The sequence below is a fragment of the Algoriphagus sp. NBT04N3 genome, assembly GCF_019443765.1.
GTDB lineage: Bacteria > Bacteroidota > Bacteroidia > Cytophagales > Cyclobacteriaceae > Algoriphagus > Algoriphagus ornithinivorans.
On the sequence record NZ_CP048415.1, the window covers coordinates 3,217,228 to 3,236,846 of the forward strand.

General features: G+C 39.5%; 18 protein-coding genes. 2 read left to right on the top strand and 16 right to left on the bottom strand.

Annotation, left to right across the window (positions count from 1 at the left end; genetic code table 11):
* Positions 1–295 precede the first annotated feature (295 nt).
* The 5 genes from GYM62_RS13910 to GYM62_RS13930 form a co-directional block, all read right to left on the bottom strand.
* On the bottom strand, positions 296–913 hold the full coding sequence (locus GYM62_RS13910) for an alpha/beta hydrolase (protein ID WP_219956877.1): 618 nt from the start codon (positions 911–913) through the stop codon (positions 296–298).
* The gene (locus tag GYM62_RS13915; RefSeq protein ID WP_219956878.1) at positions 906–1,856 is read right to left on the bottom strand and encodes a ring-cleaving dioxygenase; all 951 of its coding nucleotides are present in this window, start codon (positions 1,854–1,856) and stop codon (positions 906–908) included. The genes GYM62_RS13910 and GYM62_RS13915 overlap by 8 nt, the downstream gene beginning before the upstream one ends.
* Positions 1,857–2,029: 173 nt before the next feature.
* Complete coding sequence (locus GYM62_RS13920) at positions 2,030–2,578, bottom strand: YceI family protein (protein ID WP_219956879.1); 549 nt, start codon at positions 2,576–2,578, stop codon at positions 2,030–2,032.
* Positions 2,579–2,651: 73 nt separating this feature from the next.
* Complete coding sequence (locus tag GYM62_RS13925; RefSeq protein ID WP_091652965.1) at positions 2,652–3,104, bottom strand: MarR family winged helix-turn-helix transcriptional regulator; 453 nt, start codon at positions 3,102–3,104, stop codon at positions 2,652–2,654.
* A gap of 103 nt (positions 3,105–3,207) precedes the next feature.
* Positions 3,208–6,126, bottom strand: coding sequence for a triple tyrosine motif-containing protein (locus GYM62_RS13930; protein ID WP_219956880.1), 2,919 nt, complete (start codon positions 6,124–6,126; stop codon positions 3,208–3,210).
* Positions 6,127–6,319: 193 nt separating this feature from the next.
* On the opposite strand from GYM62_RS13930, the gene GYM62_RS13935 reads away from it, so the two are divergent.
* Together GYM62_RS13935 and GYM62_RS13940 are read left to right on the top strand one after the other, a co-directional pair.
* Positions 6,320–7,723: a hypothetical protein gene (locus GYM62_RS13935; RefSeq protein ID WP_139217465.1), complete on the top strand. Its 1,404-nt coding sequence runs from the start codon at positions 6,320–6,322 to the stop codon at positions 7,721–7,723.
* Between the two features lie 66 nt (positions 7,724–7,789).
* Positions 7,790–8,656, top strand: a complete 867-nt coding sequence (locus GYM62_RS13940; protein ID WP_219956881.1) for a family 16 glycosylhydrolase — start codon at positions 7,790–7,792, stop codon at positions 8,654–8,656.
* Between the two features lie 22 nt (positions 8,657–8,678).
* Here the strand turns inward: GYM62_RS13940 and GYM62_RS13945 are convergent, their stop codons facing one another.
* The 11 genes from GYM62_RS13945 to GYM62_RS13990 form a co-directional block, all read right to left on the bottom strand.
* Positions 8,679–9,479, bottom strand: coding sequence for an alpha/beta fold hydrolase (locus GYM62_RS13945; RefSeq protein WP_219956882.1), 801 nt, complete (start codon positions 9,477–9,479; stop codon positions 8,679–8,681).
* Positions 9,480–9,572: 93 nt separating this feature from the next.
* Positions 9,573–11,159, bottom strand: coding sequence for an amidohydrolase family protein (locus tag GYM62_RS13950; protein WP_219956883.1), 1,587 nt, complete (start codon positions 11,157–11,159; stop codon positions 9,573–9,575).
* Between the two features lie 254 nt (positions 11,160–11,413).
* On the bottom strand, positions 11,414–12,139 hold the full coding sequence (locus tag GYM62_RS13955; protein WP_255590385.1) for a transposase: 726 nt from the start codon (positions 12,137–12,139) through the stop codon (positions 11,414–11,416).
* Positions 12,140–12,147: 8 nt separating this feature from the next.
* Positions 12,148–12,414, bottom strand: a complete 267-nt coding sequence (locus tag GYM62_RS21060; protein WP_255590386.1) for a hypothetical protein — start codon at positions 12,412–12,414, stop codon at positions 12,148–12,150.
* A gap of 342 nt (positions 12,415–12,756) precedes the next feature.
* The gene (locus tag GYM62_RS13960; RefSeq protein ID WP_091652950.1) at positions 12,757–13,572 is read right to left on the bottom strand and encodes an enoyl-ACP reductase; all 816 of its coding nucleotides are present in this window, start codon (positions 13,570–13,572) and stop codon (positions 12,757–12,759) included.
* 62 nt (positions 13,573–13,634) lie between these two features.
* Positions 13,635–15,287, bottom strand: coding sequence for a DNA repair protein RecN (gene recN, locus GYM62_RS13965; protein WP_219956884.1), 1,653 nt, complete (start codon positions 15,285–15,287; stop codon positions 13,635–13,637).
* Positions 15,288–15,323: 36 nt separating this feature from the next.
* Positions 15,324–16,226 (bottom strand): DUF4835 family protein, encoded by a 903-nt coding sequence (locus GYM62_RS13970; protein ID WP_091652943.1) that lies wholly within the window; start codon positions 16,224–16,226, stop codon positions 15,324–15,326.
* 23 nt (positions 16,227–16,249) lie between these two features.
* Complete coding sequence (gene coaBC, locus GYM62_RS13975) at positions 16,250–17,464, bottom strand: bifunctional phosphopantothenoylcysteine decarboxylase/phosphopantothenate--cysteine ligase CoaBC (protein WP_219956885.1); 1,215 nt, start codon at positions 17,462–17,464, stop codon at positions 16,250–16,252.
* Positions 17,465–17,466: 2 nt separating this feature from the next.
* Positions 17,467–17,781, bottom strand: a complete 315-nt coding sequence (locus GYM62_RS13980) for a DNA-directed RNA polymerase subunit omega (protein WP_091652937.1) — start codon at positions 17,779–17,781, stop codon at positions 17,467–17,469.
* A 15-nt stretch (positions 17,782–17,796) separates the two neighbouring features.
* Positions 17,797–18,708, bottom strand: coding sequence for an outer membrane protein assembly factor BamD (locus tag GYM62_RS13985; RefSeq protein ID WP_370627633.1), 912 nt, complete (start codon positions 18,706–18,708; stop codon positions 17,797–17,799).
* A 62-nt stretch (positions 18,709–18,770) separates the two neighbouring features.
* Positions 18,771–19,487, bottom strand: a complete 717-nt coding sequence (locus GYM62_RS13990; protein ID WP_091652931.1) for a T9SS type A sorting domain-containing protein — start codon at positions 19,485–19,487, stop codon at positions 18,771–18,773.
* Between the last annotated feature and the right edge of the window lie 132 nt (positions 19,488–19,619).

Below are 19,619 nucleotides of genomic sequence, written 5' to 3' on the forward strand. Positions count from 1 at the left end.
CAGATTTTTGATTTCTTACTTTTAGAGACTGCTTCACCCGATCTAAAGCTTTCTCTCTTATAATGACTGTCAAATACTCGAAGTTAATTATCACAATAAAAAAGCGTGATGGGTTCGCAGTGACGGCACTGCATACTGCTACCTGCTCACTACTCACTGTTCCCTTCGTACTTTTCCGATTTCTCACTTAAGAATTCAGACTTAAGTTAGAATCTGCTGTCATTCTAACACATAAAAACAAAAAAGTCTCAAAGCATAACTCTGAGACTTTTTGAATTAAGAAAACCAAGTAAATCTAGTTTTGGGAGAGTAGATGCTCATTCACCCACTCCAATTCCTTTTCCCGAATCGTATGCTCAGGATCATCAAAAATCAATGTTTTTACATTCGCTCCCATTTTTTCCAATAGTTGAGCAGATTCCTCAATTCGAGTCAAAGGGACATGAAAATCGCGGTTACTACTCCCTATGAAAACAGGAGTTCCATCGAAATTTCCTTTATATTTTTCAGGTTGTAATTTTTCTCCAATCAAACCACCAGTAAAAGCGACTACACCACCCAACTTTTGGGCATTGAGTGCAGCAAACTCAAGACTCAGGCAAGCTCCTTGGGAAAAACCAATTAGGTATATCCTTTCCGTGGGAATACCTTTTTTCACAATTTGATCGAAAGCTTTCTGAATTTTCCCCAAAGATTTTTTCAAGGACTGCTGATTGCTTTCATCAGGAGCCATAAAGCTATAAGGGTACCAAGTATTGCTCTCAGCCTGTGGAGCCAGAAGTGCAAAATCTTTTAATTTCAAATAGGATTTCAAAGAGATAATACTTTGAGCACTTGCGCCTCTGCCATGAATTAGGATGGCCGCACTGGATGCTTCTTTTAAGTCCTTACCTGCTTGAATCAAATCAGTCATATTTAGATGGGTTTAAGGATACCGGAGCCAAGCTTTTTTCAATTCTATCTCTGGAAGGCTCTGCCCAGTCTGGTAGTTTCAACAATTCTCCCAAGTGAGCTTCCTCCTCGTCAATAGCAAATCCAGGTTCATCAGTGGCTATTTCAAATAACACCCCACCCGGCTCTCTGAAATAAATGGATTTAAAATAGTTTCGGTCTTTCACCTCGGTTACTTGATAACCATGCTTCAACAGAATCTGCTGAATCTCCAATTGAGTGGATGTATTTTCGGTTCTAAATGCAATATGATGAACGGTTCCAGCACTTTGCATACCTCGGTTGCCATTTGGTTCCACTATTATGTCTACAATATCACCTGGTTTTCCTTCAGTTCCGTATCTGTAGCGATTACCTTCCTCCCCGATCAAGCGATAATTCATATGTTCGGTCAAAAGTTTAGCAGTTAATTCCTTAGCTCGAAGCAATAAGGTCGCACCGTAAAACCCTTTGATACTATGCTCTTGAGGAATAGCTCCATAAGACCATCCTGGCCTATCATCCTGATCATTTGCAATCAATTCAATTCCCATTCCGTCGTGGTCTTCGAATCGGATCAGCTCATGACCAAAACGGGTTAAGGTATCGGAAATGGCAATTCCATATTTACCCAATCTTTCTTTCCAATAAGCTAAAGAATTGCTTGAGATTGAAAATGCAGTGTAAGTGAGCTCACCAGTTCCTTTGGTTCCTTTTCTCGCCCCTGCAAATGGGAAGGTGGTAAATACAGTACCTGGCTGTCCTAATTCATCACCAAAGTAAAAATGGTATACATCTGGAGCATCAAAATTGATGGTCTTTTTGACCAGTCTCAATCCCAGTATTCCTGTGTAAAAATCAATGTTTGCCTGTGGATTCCCGGCAATCGCTGTGATATGATGAATTCCTTTGATTAATGGTTTCATGGCGTTTGTGGGTATTGTGGGTAATTTTTAATTGAGGCTGTCTCATGAGTGTTGAATGTCGCCTTTCAAGAAGTCGAAATGACTAAAATATCTATGATTAGCCTTCTACTCCGCTCTGGCAGACAGGACAAACTTTTTTGAGACAGCCTCTGAATAGTTGGTTTAATGTTCAATTAGGCAGAAGCTCCTTCAGCGACAGCTTGTTTTACTAGCTGCACGCTCAATAAAAGTCTTACTTGATCGCTTACCACCACATTTCCAGCTTCAGTTACAGCAGACCAAGTCAAACCAAAATCTTTGCGGTTTACTTTTCCTTCAATTTCAAAACCTGCTTTTGTCTGTCCATAAGGATCACCTGCAACTCCACCAAAGTCCACATCAAGCTCTACTGTTTTAGTGGTTCCTCTCATGGTCAGGTCTCCTACTAATTTGTAATCACCACCGTTTTTCTGAACGGTTCCTTCGAAGGATAGTTTAGGATGGTTTGCTGCATCGAAAAAGTCTGCTGACTTCAAGTGGTTATCTCTATCAGACTGATTGGTATCAATACTGTCAATTTCTGCAGAGAAATTTACTTTAGCTCCGTCAAAATCATCGGAATTAGATTCTGCAGATCCTTCAAACTTCTTGAAATAACCTGTCACGGTAGAAATTACCAAATGCTTTACTTTGAAAGATACTTCGGAATGGGTTGGATCAATTGTCCATTTAGCTGTGCTCATTGTTTTGTAGTTTAAGTTTAAATTTGAATTGTATTTACATTTTATGTATAGACATCTTTTTGGGGAAAAAATTTTAGCCTCTCAGCTTATCCAATAAATCATTCAACTCATTCACTTCCTGAGTGTTTAAATTCACGATTTGTTGGTTAAATTCCTCCACTTGCTTTTCAAGCTCATTTAATACAGATAAGCCTTTTTCCGTGATGACAATATCAACTTGTCTGCGATCTGCCGGGCATTCTTCCCGCTTCACCATGCCTTTATTTTTTAATTTTTCGACTAATCTGGATGCATTGGACATTTTGTTCAACATCCTATCCTGAATAGAAGAAACTGTTAAAGGCTTTCCATTTTGGCCCCTCAGAATTCTCAGTACATTATACTGCTCAGGTGAAAGATCCTTAGGCTTGAAAAGACTTGCTTGGGCCGTTACCAAATAGCTGTGGGTGTATAATAAATTTACCACCAACTTATTGTAAGGATCCTTGAATTCTTTTTGCTGTATTGCCTCTTCTATCTTTACCATTTCTTACATTTGTATTTAATGTATATACATGTAAATGTATGAAAAAGTTTCAAGATTTAAAAAAATTATTTTTTTGAGCTGAAGATGAGTAGAAGTTCAGCTGTTAAAAGCGAAGTAAAAAATCGCTTAGGTTATCCTTTCTTTCCAATCCCAATTTTTTTCTAACTCTATACCTGCCTATTTCTACCCCTCGCACAGAGATGCCCAAGAGGTTAGCAATCTCTTTGGTGTTCAGATTCATTCTGATATAGGCAGCAAACTTGATTTCCTGCGGAGTCATGTCGGGATATTTTTCTTTAAGCCTAGTAATAAAGTTTCCATGAACCTGATCAAAGTTTTCCGAAAATTGAGTCCATTCATCTCCGGTCTCTAAATCCTTATCAATTGACTTGATCAATTTTAGAAGTTGTGAATTCAGTTGTCGGCTTTTTTCATCCTTGGTAATATTTTTCAAGGTGTTTTTGATGTTAGACAGCAACTGGTTTTTTTGGATCAAATGCATAGCCGAAGAAGTCAGCTCTTGATTTTTATATTCGATTTCATTTTGAAGCTTCTCATTTTTTAGCTTCACGATCTCTTCTTCCGTTCTTTGAGTAATGGATTTGATTTCAGAATCCTTCTTTTTCAAGGCTTGATTTTGCTCTTGTTCCAATAATAGGGTTTCTTCTTTATGCTTTTTATCCAACCATCTGAATGCCAGATATAGCAGGAAAATTGTTCCAAAAGTGTAAAAGAGATAGGCCAAAACGGATCTGTAAAATGGAGGAGCTACCGTGAAACTGAATCTGATTTCCTCCGTGGGTTCCTCAAAAATATTTTTGGCTCTTACTACAAAATGATAAGTCCCCTCCCTTAGGTTGGTATACTCCTTTTTGTTTTCGTAGCCCCAAGCCGACCAGTTTTCATCGTAGTTTTCGAGCTTATATTGATAAAGCACCTCTCTTCCACTTTCATAATGCGGTGATACAAATTCGAAAGAAAAGGAGTTTTGACTGTATTTAAATTTCTGATCCTGAATCGCTTCAAGTGGATGCTTGTCATTTTCATGTCCTGAAAATATCAAGGAGTCCTTTTTACCGGAATTGATAATTTCTTTGAATAATATTTTTGGCTGAACTGTCCTTGGAATATCTTTTTCAGGGCTGTAATGAATAAATCCCTGCTTTCCTCCAATCAATATATTGTGGTTATCCAGTACAATTACATTAGCTAAATCATCATTCCAATAACTTCTGATTTTATTGAAGGAAGAACTGTGATTTTCAAACTTATTGTTGGCTTGGAGTTTTAAGACACCGAGTTTATTCTGTTCTATATAATAGATGTTACCCAATTCATCAGATTCCATATCGACCATAGTTGCCTGTTTGGTCAACACATCTCCGTACTCTACACTGGGTTCAAATTTATCCTCGGTCTCATTAAATCTATAAAATCCTCTGTCGGCAGTAAAAATCAATTGGTTCGAAATCTTGAACACATTTATTAATACATCTGAAGGAAATCCACTTCTACTATCGTATCTCTTACTGGAAATTACCTCGGTGAAGTTCTCATTGAATTCCAGTTTAAATACACCTTTATACCCGTGGGCAATCCAAAGTTTATCTCCATCAAACTCAAGGATTCTTGAAGATTCGCTAAATCCCTTAATTTTTTGCTTAAACTCTAAGCTTCCATTTTTCCATTCAAACAAGAAAAGGCCGGTGTAATTTCCCTGGATCACCAAATTGGGCTGACCAGGCGGAGACTTAAAAGTCCAAGCCCCATTTTCGTCAAAGACCTTTCTGGCTTTCCCTCCCTCTACGATAAAAGTACCGTTATGATGTCCCACTAACACTTTCCCGTTTAGCTCCTGAATGGTATAAACTTGCCCCGATGTTCCACCAACAAAATTTATCTTTCCATTTTCCCACTTGAAAAGACCATTATTTGTCCCCAGGTAAACTACATCATCTTGTAACAAAGCAGTGTAACCAGACCCCGAAAGGCCCATTCTATCATCAATGAAAGTAAAAGGAGAATTTAAGTCTACCCTTGCTACTCCATTATTCATTGCCAGCCAAAGCCCACCGTTAATGTCCTCGTAGATATAATTGATTGTCAGATCCATCAGGCCTGACTCCTTATCTAAATGAAGAACCAGTTCTCCATTTTTTTCAACGATAAACAAACCTGCGTTCTGAGTTCCAATAGCGATATTCCCATTTCTCAGGCGGGTGCTATAATTGATCAGGTAATCATTTCTCCAAAAATCACCTTTAAATTGAAATGGATTGATTGATCCATTATTATATAAAAAAGCACCATATTCTACTGTTGCAATTAATAAGCTACCCTTTTCATAATTCAGGACATTGGCAATTCGCTTTTCTTTAAAAAAATCCCCATTTCTCACCAATTCGAATTGAGTCCCTTTCAAAACAGATAAGCCACTTTCCATTTGAAAAGTATAGAGCAGGTTATCTACCTGAAAAGATATTTCCAACCTGCTATCAGGTTGAATAATATCAATTGAATTTCCATCATAAACATAGATCCGCTTAAACGTACAGAAGTATATTTTATCTTCTATTTCATAAACCTTCCAAGTTTCATCAAAGTCTCGAACTTCATCCGGCAAACTATCTGCCAGAGAAGTATATAGCAACTGCCCCCTTTGATCTGGTGTTATGAAACCAAAATCAGCCTGGCTTCCTACATAAATTTTCCCATCTTTTCCGAAATGGGCAGACCTTACCTTGGTATTATTTAATCCATAACGAGTCCAAGCCCTTCCATCAAAGACAAGTAAACCCATATTATTGGCTACATAAATCAGTCCTTTATCATCTTGAATGATATCCCAATTTTGGATACCAGCTTTATAGGTTTCTGGCCCGTAATTTGAAATAAAAGGAAGGCCCTTGAAAGAATTATTTTCCTGTCCAAAAAGGTGATTATCCGTAAAAAGCAAGGCAATAAGGCTCAGCAAGCAATATAAACCGACTTGCTTAACTCTATTTTGAAAGGAAAAAGACATTGAGAAGGCATTTTGGGTAGATTGCGAAAATAAATTTCAGCCAAAATCCTTAAATTAAAGTCAAATAGCAAGATTTTTTAAAATTTGATGAATTTTTGATGTATTGAAAAATTCTCACAGATGAAATGTTGTAGCATTCCTTTTTTTGCATTCACAAAGCAAAAAATAGACATTAGGTCAAAAAAATAGACCCATGAAAAAAGTATTACTCAATTTAACATTGATTCTATTGTCCGTGATGGCTATTTCATCATGCGACAATGGCTTTGCGGATGTGGATGTGATCGACACTCCACCTACCATAACACTAGGTAGCATTACTAGCGGTACGACAGAAGGACAGGATTTCAAAATTAAAATCACGGTTTCTGACGGTGTTGAGGGGAGCACAATTAGTGCATTAAGAGACCTTACTTATACAATTACTAGCGGCGGGGCTACAGTAGCATCCGGAACAGAAGCTTTAACAGGTGATAATCAAGTTATCGATTTAGTGATTTCCGGTGGTTTCCCTGCTGGGGATTACAACTTTGATGCAGTGGTTACCGATACAAACGGAAATTCCACGGCCGCTAATAGATCATTTACAGTTGCTTCCTTAAAGCCAGCCTTTGATATCACAGGCGCTTGGACAATGGAACCAGTAGCTGGAGCCATGAAAGTTGGTCCAGCTCCTGGCGATGGTCAGTGGTGGACTAGTGGAGCAGGTGAAGTAACAGCAAGAGCATGTTTCTTCGATGACGTCTACACTTTCAATGCTGACGGCTCATTTGAAATCGATATGGGAGCTCAAACTTGGTTAGAGCAATGGCAAGGAGTTGCCAATGATGGATGCGGCGCGCCAAAAGCACCATTCGATGGAAAAGGAACTTACTCTTACACCTACACCTCTACTGCCCTTACACTAGTAGGTAAAGGAGCACATGTTGGTCTTTCCAAAGTGAATAATGCAGGTGAAATCTCTAATGGTGTTGCTATCGCAGATGAAATTGCATATACAATCGTTGAACAAACAGAAAGCAATGGAATCAGAAGAATGACCTTGAGAATCGAGGCCGGCAGTGGAGTTTGGTGGGATTTCAGATTAATCTCCGGAACTCCCGCAACTGCTAATTCTGTTGTTGGAAACTGGAAAATGGAACCAGTAGCTGGCGCATTGGCTGTAGGATCCTCTGAAGGCGCATCAGATTATTGGGCTAATGGAGCCGGTGATGTAACAGCGAGAGCATGTTTCTTCGATGATGTTTACACTTTCAATGCTGACGGAACATTCACTATGGATATGGGCTCTCAAACTTGGTTGGAAGCTTGGCAAGGAGTAGCTGCTGATGCTTGTGGAGCACCAATAGCTCCTCATGATGGAAAAGGCTCATACACCTATGAGTTTGCTGGCGGCAACCTAAAAATCATTGGTAAGGGTGGTCACGTTGCACTTGCGAAAGTTGTCAATGGAGCGGAATTACCTTCAGTAGGTGTACCTGATGAAATCACTTATAAGGTAGCAAGCCTTACTGAAGAAGGTGGTAAGAAGAAAATGACTCTTCACATTGAAGTTGGAGGCGGTGCTTGGTGGACATTCAGATTAGTATCTGAATAATTATAAATTGAGAATGTCTGCTGCTACGTAAATGCAGCAGACATTTCTTATTTAAAAAGGGTGAGGATGAAAAAGACAATTCATTTTTTTTGCATTTTAATGCTAACAGCAGGATTTATTTCCTGTTCTTCTGATGGAGGAGATGGACCCAATCCGGGTAATGGAGTAGCTAAAGTTCCAATTCCATCTACTGGGTACACTTCCCCGAATTCCTATACAGGAATGACTTTGGTCTGGGAAGATGATTTCAATGGAAGTTCTTTGGACGCGGCAAATTGGTCTCATGAAACAGGTACCGGACAGAATGGTTGGGGAAACAATGAGCTCCAATACTACAGATCTCAAAATACCAGTTTTCAGGACGGACATTTGATCATTACCGCTAAAGAGGAAGATTTTGGGAGCAGGAAATACACCTCTTCTAGAATTGTTTCTATGAATAAGAAGCAATTTAGATATGGCAGGATAGACGTTCGGGCAGTTATGCCAAGAGGACAAGGATTGTGGCCTGCCGTCTGGATGCTTGGTTCAAACTTTCAAACTGAGGGTTGGCCAGCTTGTGGAGAGATAGACATCATGGAGATGGTAGGTGGGCAAGGCCGTGAAAATACTGTTCATGGGACAGTTCACTGGTCAAATAATGGCTCTCATGCTGAATTCAGTGGCAAAAAAACCAAAAGCAATGGCACATTGGCAGACGAGTTCCATGTTTATTCTATCGAATGGGATGCTACTTCCATCAAATGGTTTTTAGACAATCAACAGTATCACGTAATCGATACGACTCCAGCCGAATTAGATGAGTTTAGAAGAAGCTTTTTCTTTATCATGAATGTCGCTGTGGGCGGAAATTGGCCTGGGTCTCCCAATGCCACGACCACCTTTCCTCAGCATATGATTGTAGATTACGTAAGAGTATTTCAAAAACAATAAAAAAAGCCCTTCGGGGCTTTTTTTATTTCCTTTCCAAGAGCCACTCTTCAATTAACCTATTGACTTCTTCTGGTTTTTCGATACAGCTACTATGCCCTGCCCCAGTAATCATATGTAGTTCAGCCTTTTCAATTCCCATTTGGATAAATTTCGCTTTTTCCGGTTTAGTGGCGACGTCTTCATCGCCAACTATGATCATCGTAGGGCATTTGATATCAGCAAGCTCAGACTCCACTCCTTTTCTATAGATGACTCCTTCAACAGGTCCTGTGATAGCTCTTTTATTAGCCATCAATTGCTTTTTCCAATACTTAACTTCGGCCTGATTACTTTCTTTGGCCAGCCAAGATCCCGCAAACATGATTGGCATTACCTTATTGGCTACGGGCGGGATTACTCCCAGCCATTTCACTATTCCATTTAGGGTTTTATACTTTGGGAGGTTTTCAACTGGTTCTGCATTTGCAGAGGTTTCCAATAATATTAAGCTTTTTATTAATTGAGGATGACGGGAAGCAAGTCTCATACCTACAAAACCTCCCATGGATAATCCAACAAAGTGAACTGGTCCATAACCTAGATTTTGAATCAATTCAGCCGCATCATTCGCAACCGTCTCCATATCGTATGGAGCCTTAGTCTCACTTTGTCCTTGACCTCTATGATCATAAGCAATCACCCGATATCTTTTCGAAAAATGAGCGATTTGCTCCCTAAACATATGATGACTCCAAAGTAGACCATGAGAGAAAACCAGGGTTTCTTTTCCACTACCTTTTTCCTCATAAAAGAGCCTTACTCCATTTACCGTAATTGTAGGCATAGCTAATTGCTTTTAAGGAATAAACTTTAGAAAAATAAAAAAATGAGAATAGAAAAAGTCTCTAAATCCTATTCCCATTTGCTTATTTACCTATTACCAATCCAAGCCTGGTTGCTTTAGCGAAGTATTTTCTTTCTCTTTGGCTTCCTCCACCATTTTCTTCACATCAGCAAGAAGTTGCTTGGCATCGTATACAATCCCATCCTTGATGGTGTATTTTACGCCACCTACCCGAATTGGTTTATTATTTTCATCAATCCTGATAGCTCCCGTTCCATAGAGTACTTTCAGATTTTGTAATGGATTTTCCTCCACGATCACCATATCTGCTAATTTCCCTACTTCCACAGTGCCAAGCGTCTTTTCAAGCCCCAAAGCCTCTGCTCCATACATAGTGGCCGATCGAATAACTTCCAATGGATGGAAACCTGCTTCCCTGAGGAGCTCCATTTCTCTGATATAAGCGAAGCCATATAACTGGTAAATAAAACCTGAATCAGAGCCAGTGGTCACTCTTCCTCCTCTGTTTTTATACTCATTAACAAAAGTCATCCAGAGGCGATAATTTTCTTTCCATTGCAACTCTTCCTCTGTTGTCCAATCAAACCAATAAGAGCCGTGAGACTGCCTGCTAGGGGCGTAGAATCGCCATAGTGAAGGCAAAGTATATACTTCATGCCATTCGGCAGTCCGAGCCCTCATCAGGTCTCTATTAGCTTCATAAATATTGAAAGTAGGATCTAATGTGAAGTCCAGTTCCAATAATTCATTCATGACATTATTCCAATGATCGGAATATGGAGGTGCTGCTTGCTTCCAAAGCTTGCCTGCCTCAGCAAATCGATGCTGCTCATTCTGGTAATTGTAATCCAGTCTAAAATCCTGGATAGTTCTGTCCTGAAACAAAGCCTCTGGTAATCCATACCAATGCTCCATAGAGGTCAATCCTGCTCTGGCGGAATTCAAAACATTCCATCTGGCGACATCCAGTTGTTGATGATGCATTGCTGATCGTAAACCAATTCTCTTATTCTCAGAAATAGCAGCCTCCATGACTTCCGGCTTTGCTCCGAAAAATTTGATCCCATCCGCACCTTTCGCTTTATTTTGATTCACCCAAGCTTTGGCTTGATCCGCTGTAGTAATAGGGCTTTCAGAACCCTGCCCAAAAGCTGTATATGCTAAAATCCTAGGCGCAGTAATCTGGTTTTTCGCAGACCTGTTTTTCTGACTTAGTACCCAGTCTAATCCATTCCCGGCAGAAGGGTCACGAACAGTAGTGACGCCGTGAGCCATCCATAATTTATAGACATACTCTGCAGGTGTGCCTTGTCCGGTACCTCCAATATGCGCATGCATATCAATGAATCCTGGAAGCAAGTAATGACCTTCCAAATCCAACACCTTGGTTTTTTCATCAGCTTGAGGCCTTCTAGACTCATTAATTGGTAATCCTGGGTAACCTACATTCTGGATGCGGGTAATGATATTTTTTTCAATTACAATATCCACTGGACCCGTAGGTGGCGCTCCTGTGCCATCGATTAAAACGACTCCTCTTAAAATTAACTTGTCATATGGACCATCTCCTTCTCCCCTATCCGGGGCAGGTTGAATTTGTGCTGACAGCTGAATCGTTGCAGTCAAGCAGATTACAGCTAATAAAATTTTCTTTAACATACGGTTGGTGCTTGATAAGGTGCAATAAGATAAGGTAAAAAGCCAAATCATAAAATGGATTTGGGATAAGCAGAAATGAAAAAGGCCCTGAATGAACAGAGCCTTTATAAATATTCCTTAAAGAATTATTTGGATATCCGCTTTCTTACCAGTATTGACAAAAATACGGCTTATTATCCGGTAGAAGGATCAGAATCTGGAAGCTTCGCCTGCCAGTATTCTAAGGTTTAAGCAAGAAGATTTTCAGTTTTTTTTCATGCGGCATATTTTAATATGTCTACATAGCTGGAATTTCGGTTGACAACAGCAAAAGCCCTTGCAATAAGTTTATTTCTGATAATATTAAGTGTGCTCATTTTGCTTTTCCCTTCACCGGTTCTTCTCTTGTAATAGGTCTTCATCTCAGTGCTGTATTGGATGGCTGTGCCTGCACATAATGTCAGCAGTGTTTTAATTCTCTTATTCGCCAGCGGACTGATTTTGGTTCTCCCTCGATAGGATGTACCTGACTGGTTGGGAAACGGTGCTGTTCCTGCATAACTGGCAAACTTTCTCCAGCTATCGAATAGGGTAAACCCTTCTGTTAAGACGATAAGTGCAACAGCTGTCTGTGGGCCTATGCCCTTGATAGAGTTAATCAGCTTATATTGGTTCATTAACAGTTCATCTTTGCGTAAAAGTTTGTCTATTTCTTTCTCCACGGTTTGGATCTGCTTATCCAAACAAGCGATCACTTCGGTATTGGATTTTTGATAGACTTTTAATTTGATTTCTGAAACTACAGCTTCATATTCTTTGATACGGGTGATGTAAGCTGCTCTGTCTTTTACAAGTCGCTCTCTGTAATTAAACAGCTTTTTGAGATCCTGGATGACCTTTTTGGGAAGAACAGTGGGGATAATCTTCTCCTGCTTTTCATAAAGATATTCAGCTATGTCTTTAGAGTCTGCCTTGTCTGACTTACCTCTTCTTATTCCCAAGGATCGCTTTAATTCAAGTCCTGAGATGATATAAAATGGTAGGGAGTGCTTTTTTCAAGAAACAAAGCAAGTTCTGAAGAATAAATCCCAGTGGATTCAAATCCGAAAAGCAGTTCTTCTGCGAGTATTAACCCAGAGTTTTCCATTACCCATTCCACCAGCTCCTGGTAACCTTTCTCATTATTTTCAAAGACTGCGTGGCATTGGTTGATCTTCAGATAAGCATCAAGTGTAGATTTACTTACATCGACTCCAATAATTGATTTGAATTTCATAATTTAGACATTGAAGTTTAACAAATGAGAGTTGCGGAAACTAAAACCTTTAACAGGCCTAAAGCCTAAAATTCTAACTGGTTACTGGCAACTCAACTAAGAATGGGGACTGATACTGGCAAGAGGTCGCTAGCCTAGCCGTGGCGAAAGTTCACCCCATTCTTTTTCAATTTATTCAATATCTGAGTCACTTAATAATCGTAAAGATATTAGCTCTGATTTTCTCAAATAATTCTACTTTGCAAACCTAAAGGCCGTGGCTGGGTCTTCGGTCATCGGTCTTCCAACCAGTCAAGCAAAGAAAATAAGGCAACTGGCATGATTGTGGAGAATCAGAAAGAATTATAAGTCTTTAAACTTTTCCATGATATCCTCAGAAATTCCCGTGAAAGAATATCCTCCATCATGAAACAGGTTTTGCATAGTCACCATTTTAGTCAAATCAGAGAACATGGTCACGATGTAATCTGCACAGGCATCCGCAGATGCATTTCCTAGTGGAGATAAGGCCTCTGCAAAATTGAAGAAAGAGTCAAACCCTCCAATTCCAGTACCTGCCGTGGTTTTGGTTGGAGATTGGGAAATAGTATTCACTCTCACTTTCTTAAGCTTTCCAAATCTATAGCCATAACCTCTTGCTATGCTTTCCAATAAGGCTTTCGCATCTGCCATATCAGTGTAAAATGGGAATACTCTTTGAGCGGCGATATAGGACAAACCTACAATTGAACCCCACTCCTTCATCACATCCATTTTCTCTGCCACATGCATCATTTTATGAAATGAGATAGCAGAAACGTCGTAGGACTTATTCAGCCAATCGTAATTCAGCTCACCGTAAGAGCGTCCCTTTCTGATGTTAGGCGACATTCCTATTGAATGCAAGAGGAAGTCAAAATCAGCTCCTAAAAACTCCTTGGCTTCAGTGTACAATTTCTCGATATCCTCCACCACAGTGGCATCAGCCGGAATTACAATTGTGTCACATTCCTTTGCAAGCTCATTAATAGCTCCCATACGCATGGCGATTGGAGCATTTGTCAACACGAACTTTGCACCTTGTTCTTTAGCCTTGAGTGCTGTTTTCCAGGCAATTGAGTTTTCGTCTAAGGCACCAGTGATGATCCCTACTTTTCCTTTTAGCAAATTTTCTGGCATATAGCTTTTGATTGATGTCAAAAATACGCTGTAAAAATAGGAATTTTCCGGGAATAGCCGCCTTAATTCAACAAGAGCTCTCGAGCACTCTCTACTGCAGAGGAGGAAGGATTGGATCCGGCAATCATTTTTGCGAGTTCTTCGACCCGCTCCGAATCATTTAATAATTTGATTTTGCTGACTGTGCGTTCAGATTGATTATCCTTGAAAACAAAATAATGTCTATCTCCTTTTGCCGCTACTTGTGGTAAATGAGTAATGCAGATCACTTGGTGCCTCTTGGAAATTTCTTTCATCATCCTTACCATCTGCAAGGCAACTTCTCCCGAAATCCCTGTGTCAATTTCATCAAAAATTAAAGTAGGCAAAGCCATTTTATCAGCCATCAGGTACTTGATTCCAAAAAGCAATCTTGAGAACTCCCCTCCCGAGGCCACCTTTTTCAATGCTTGAGGTTGGGAGCCTTTATTTGCAGTAAATAACAACTCAATTTCATCCAATCCACTGGCAGATGGAGGTATACTCTTTTGTTCTATTTGAATTTTGGCATTCTCCATTCCCAAATCCCCCAAAAGCCCTTGCAAAGAGGATTCAAATGCCTTAAAACAAGATTTTCTTTTTTCGCTCAAAAGCATTCCGGCGTCCAGCATTTCTTTTTCAGATAGCTTGAGCTTCTTTTCTGCCTCAGCCAAATTCTCATCGAGATTCTGAAACTGAAAAACTTTGTCAGCCAATTCGCTTTCAATTCGAATCAGCTCTTCTACAGAATTTACTCCATGCTTCTTTTGCAGTTGGTAAATCTTACTTAACCTTTCTCTAATCTCTTCCAGCTTTTCGAAATCAATCTCCACTTTGCTTTCTTCATCGGCCAAAGTCTCAGCAAGGTCCTTCATTTCTATATAGGCCTCCTGAAATCTTTCCTGAATTCCGGAAAATTTATGAGCCAAACGAGCCAAGGACTGTAGTCCCTGTTGCACTTGTCCCAAGCCCTGAATCAAGCCGACTTGATCTTCGTGAAAAAGATTCAACATCTCATTGATTCGAAGCTTGATATCTTCCGCATTTTCAAGGATCTCCTGGCTGGATTCCAGCTCCTCCTGCTCGCCCTTTTGCAAGGTCAGTACGCTCAATTCATCCAATAAAAATTGATTGAAGTCAGCCTCCTTTTGTAGATCTGCCGCCTCTTTTTGAAGTTTCTCAAAGGCCTTCTTGATACTTCTGTAGTGTTGGAAGGCTTTTTTATAGGATTCGAGTTCACCCGAGCTTTGCGCAAAGGCATCCACTAATCCCAGCTGATAGTTACCGTCTGCGAGTTGGAGTGTGTCATGTTGCGAATGAACATCCATTAATTTTACTCCTAGCTCCTTAAGAACGTCCAAAAGCACAGGAGTATCGTTGATAAAGGATCTGGATTTACCACTAGGAGAGATTTCTCTTCGGATGATGCATTGATGATCAAAATCCAGTTCTTGGGCTTCGAAAAAAGCATTTAAGCCATAATTACCTATTTCAAAAATCCCTTCAATGATGCATTTTTTATCCTCATGCAACAGCACTTTGGTATCAGCTCTTTTCCCCAAAAGCAAGCCCACCGCACCCAGCATAATTGATTTACCAGCGCCAGTCTCACCCGTAATCATGCTCAAGGCAGAGCTAGGTTGCATTTGCAACTCATCCATCAAGGCATAATTGGAAATACTCAGTGATTTTAGCATGACTTTTTGTAATATTACAAAGCTAAAAAAAGAGGCTTAGCTTTTCAGCAGCTCATTGTACTTTCTGGCATTATTTGGATCCACCTGAAGCAGCAACTCCACCGCTTCGGTCCGAATTTCCAGCGGAGCATTCTTCAACACGTTAGAAATCTCGTCACTTTTGGCATCCATAAATGATATAGTGAAAATCCCATTGGGCTGAGTTTTGTTTGCATTCGCAACCAGTTTGATGGCCTCCAAAATGTTTTTGTAGGCTTGATCGGGCTCAATCTGTAAAATATCCAAACCCTGTCGGTGATAGAGATAATAAGCCTCTCTGATTGAGGAAAAAACGGATGAAGTGTAAATATCATTGATCAACCAATAGCGATTTCTACGGTCTGATGTACTTTGAACCCAGCCTGCACGACCAGATTGCTGGGCATTGTTTACTATATCATTGGCAATCGCAAAAAATGGATCTCCCCCCTTATTTTCGAAGGTATCATAATCCAATCCTAAAGCGATATTGGCATAGAATGCCAAAAGAGAACTGATATTATTCAAAAAGGTAAAACGGTTGAACTCCAGTGGCTGGGACTCTATAAATTCAAAATTCCAATTTCTGTCGGCAAAGTTGAATACCAAACTTTCATAATCGGTCCCATAGATGGGTCGGACAGTTTGAATCTGAACAGTTGCTGAATAAATACCAACCTGAGGCACCTCATTAATGGTAATCAATAGGTTTCCTTTAATTCTTTCTTCAGGTCTAAATTCATCCGAAGTCCAAGATCTCCCATTGAGAAACTGCTCAAAAGAAGTTTTCATCTGATCAAAAATATTGGTATTCTGTATCCTCGCCCGATCACTGTTAATGATAACGGTAAAATTGAGTTCCTGAGCAGAAACTCTCAATCCAAGTCCTAAAAAAAGAATAGCGAAGAGCAGTTTTTTCATTCCTCTAAAAATAAGTGAATTTATCAGGCTTCTTCCCAAAGCTCCAATTTTTTGATTTCATCCAGAATAAACTCTGCGATTTCAGTTTTTGGAGCCAGTGGAGATTCTATTTTTTCTGCTTTGTTGGTGAAAATGGTAACCTTGTTGGTATCTAAACGAAAACCTGCCCCTTTTTCTTTCATAGAATTGAGAACAATGAGGTCAAAGTTTTTCTTTTTCAATTTAGCCTGAGCATTTTCTGACTCATTCTCTGTCTCCAAGGCAAACCCAACGTGGATTTGATTAAGGTTTTTATTTGCACCTAATGATTGAGCGATATCCACATTTTTTTTGAGTTGAATACTCATTTGAGAATCGTTCTTCTTAATTTTTTCAGGGGCTACTTCAGCAGGTCCATAGTCAGCTACTGCTGCTGTAAAAACTGCATAATCACAATCAGTGTGAAAAGATTTTGCTGCATCATACATTTCTTGAGCTGATTTGACATCGACCCATTGGAACTTCTCTTTTTCTATAGGAATTGAAACTGGCCCTGAAACCACATAAACATCAGCGCCTCTATTTTTAAAAGATTCTGCGAGGGCGTATCCCATTTTGCCGCTGGAATGATTGCTGATATACCTTACTGGATCTATCGCTTCTTGAGTAGGTCCCATAGTAATCAGGACCTTTTTCCCTAAAAAATCATTTTTTTTTTGAAAGAATTTAAAAAGTTCCTCCAAAATGTGTTCTGGCTCCATCATTCTTCCCTGACCGGAAAGACCGCTTGCCAATTCTCCCGACTCCGCCTCCAAAATATAATTTCCAAAATTGGAGAGTGTTTGAATGTTTTTTTGCACCGATGGATGTTGATACATGTCCAAATCCATGGCTGGGGCAACCATAACAGGACATTTTGCAGATAAATAAACAGCAGTGAGTAGGTTGTCACAGATCCCGTTAGCAAACTTTGCTAAGGTATTGGCACTAATCGGTGCAACTAAAATTAAATCTGCCCAAAGCCCCAAGTCAACATGATTATTCCATTCGCCGGTTTCATCTTTTTGGAATTGATGTAAAACAGGCCTCTTGGATAAGGTAGATAATGTCAATGGGGTAATAAAATCAAGAGCAGAAGCGCTCATGATGATTTGCACTTCTGCTCCTTCTTTGACTAATAAGCGGGTTAGAAAAGCAGACTTGTATGCGGCAATACTACCGGTTACGCCAAGTATGATTCGCTTTCCTTTAAGGCTCATTTTTATTGGCCTTCTTCCTGCTCTGGGAATCTGTAAAACACCTTTTTCTCCATAAACTCTTCCATAGCAAGAGTTGACGGCTTAGGCATTCTTTCATAAAACTTGGAGATTTCGATCTGCTCCTTGTTTTCGAATACTTCTTCTAAGTTATCTACCGTAGATGCGAATTCGGAAAGTTTGTTATTCAACTCTTCCTTCAAATTGGTAGAAATCTGCTTAGCACGCTGTCCAATAATATGGATTGATTCGTAAATGTTGCCAGTGTGATCAGCAACCTTATCCAAATCTCTTGTGATGATGGATGGGTTTGTAGCCATTTTATATCAATTTAATTAATTATCAATTTTATTTATCTGAGCTACTTCTGCAGTTGCGTTAGCTTTTTCAGCCTCGGCAGCCCTCTCAGCTAATTCTTTTTTCCTTTTGAGATGAGACTCCAATTCCTGACGAGTTTCAGTCTCTATGTTTTTAACCTGCGCGGTAAATTTACTCTCAGGGTATCTGCGGTAAAAATTGGATGCAAACTTGATAGCATCATTCAATCTTTCCTCTTTTTTGTTGAAAATACTGTTTTCAGCATATCCAGAGCTCACCTCCACCAATTTGTAAGCTAACTCTTCATTGTATTTACTTTCAGGATAGTCCTTGGCAAAATTCTGAAAGTTGATGATGCAAGCCCGGTAAAAATCTCCAGGATAAAGCCCATCCTTTAATCTGTAATACATAGAAGCCTCTTGATAGGCTTTTTCTTCAAATCTCCGCTCCAAATCCTGAAGCATTTCTATAGCTCTTTCATAACTAGCCGATCCAGGGAATCTGGTCACAAACTGCTGAATGGCAGCTACGGCCTCTCTGCTGCTTTGCTGATCCAGATTATAATCAGGAGCATCTAGATAGAGAGAATACGCATGCATAAACAAAGCCTCTTCTGCTAAAGGGCTTCGATTGTATGTTCTATAGAAATTATTGAAATACCCTGCTGCCTCAATATACCTTTTGGTTTTGAAGTGACAGTTTGCATAGTTGTAATCAGCCAATTCGGCTTTTTCACTTCCACGAATCACCGGTAAAACCTTGTCATACAAGATGATTGCTTTATTATATTCTCCCTCCTGATAATATTTATTTGCTCCGTTGTAGAGCTCTTCCCAGTTGGTACTTTTTTCCAACTTGCTGAAAGGGCCGCATGAGCCTAATAAAAGGATTACTAGAAGAAGATTAAGGTACTGTAAGCGCATGTTCATTTTCAAGACCGCAAATATACGGGATATTAATTGGTATTCAAATGGATAGGATGGGATCTAAATTACTTCTTCACAACGAGCTTTTTGGTCACAATATTTTTATTGTTTACAAAAAGAGTGTAGAAATAAACTCCGGGATTGAAGTCAGAAACATTGATGACCAGGGTGTTTCTTTCCGGATCTAACTCATATTCAGCTACTGGATTTCCGATAAAGCTGTTAATTGTAATTTTTGCTTTCGCTTTTTCATTCTTGATATCGTAATCCAGCTGTGCGATACGATTGCTCGGATTAGGATATACATCTGAAAGGGTCAAATCCTCATAATCAAAGCCATCTGCCTTTTTATTAGGATTGTTGACATTATATTCTGCTTCCACCAAGAAAGATTCTCTCAAATTATCTACATTGACAAAAACCAAATCGAAAGAACCTCTCGTTTCAGCAATTCCCATTTCAAAATCCAGGTAAAAATCTGTCACAATTTCACCAGGCTTAAGAGTTAATTTGATTTTAGCCAAATCTCTTTTGGCATCATAACACTGCTCCCCTATACAAACTTTCATTTTTTGAGAGGAACCGATATTTCCAACCAAATTTTTCAAGAAAAAGGTTTTTGTCTTATCGGATTCATTTTGAAGAATTACAGTTTTTCTTTGGGAAGTGCCTATAGAGCCTGAAAAATCCAAACTTTCACTAAGCACATGAACTTGCTGAGCTTCCGAAAATAGCGGAAACGCAAGCACTAGCCACGCGAAAAGTTTGAGAAAATTCTTCATGTAAAGTTTTAATCGATAAGCCCTTGAGTTGTTTATACTTCAATGAATATACGTACAAATTTATGTCGAGGATAGTCTTTCGGTAAAAAATTTGGGTTAATTGTTGTTAACCTCCTTAAAATATTTTTTAGA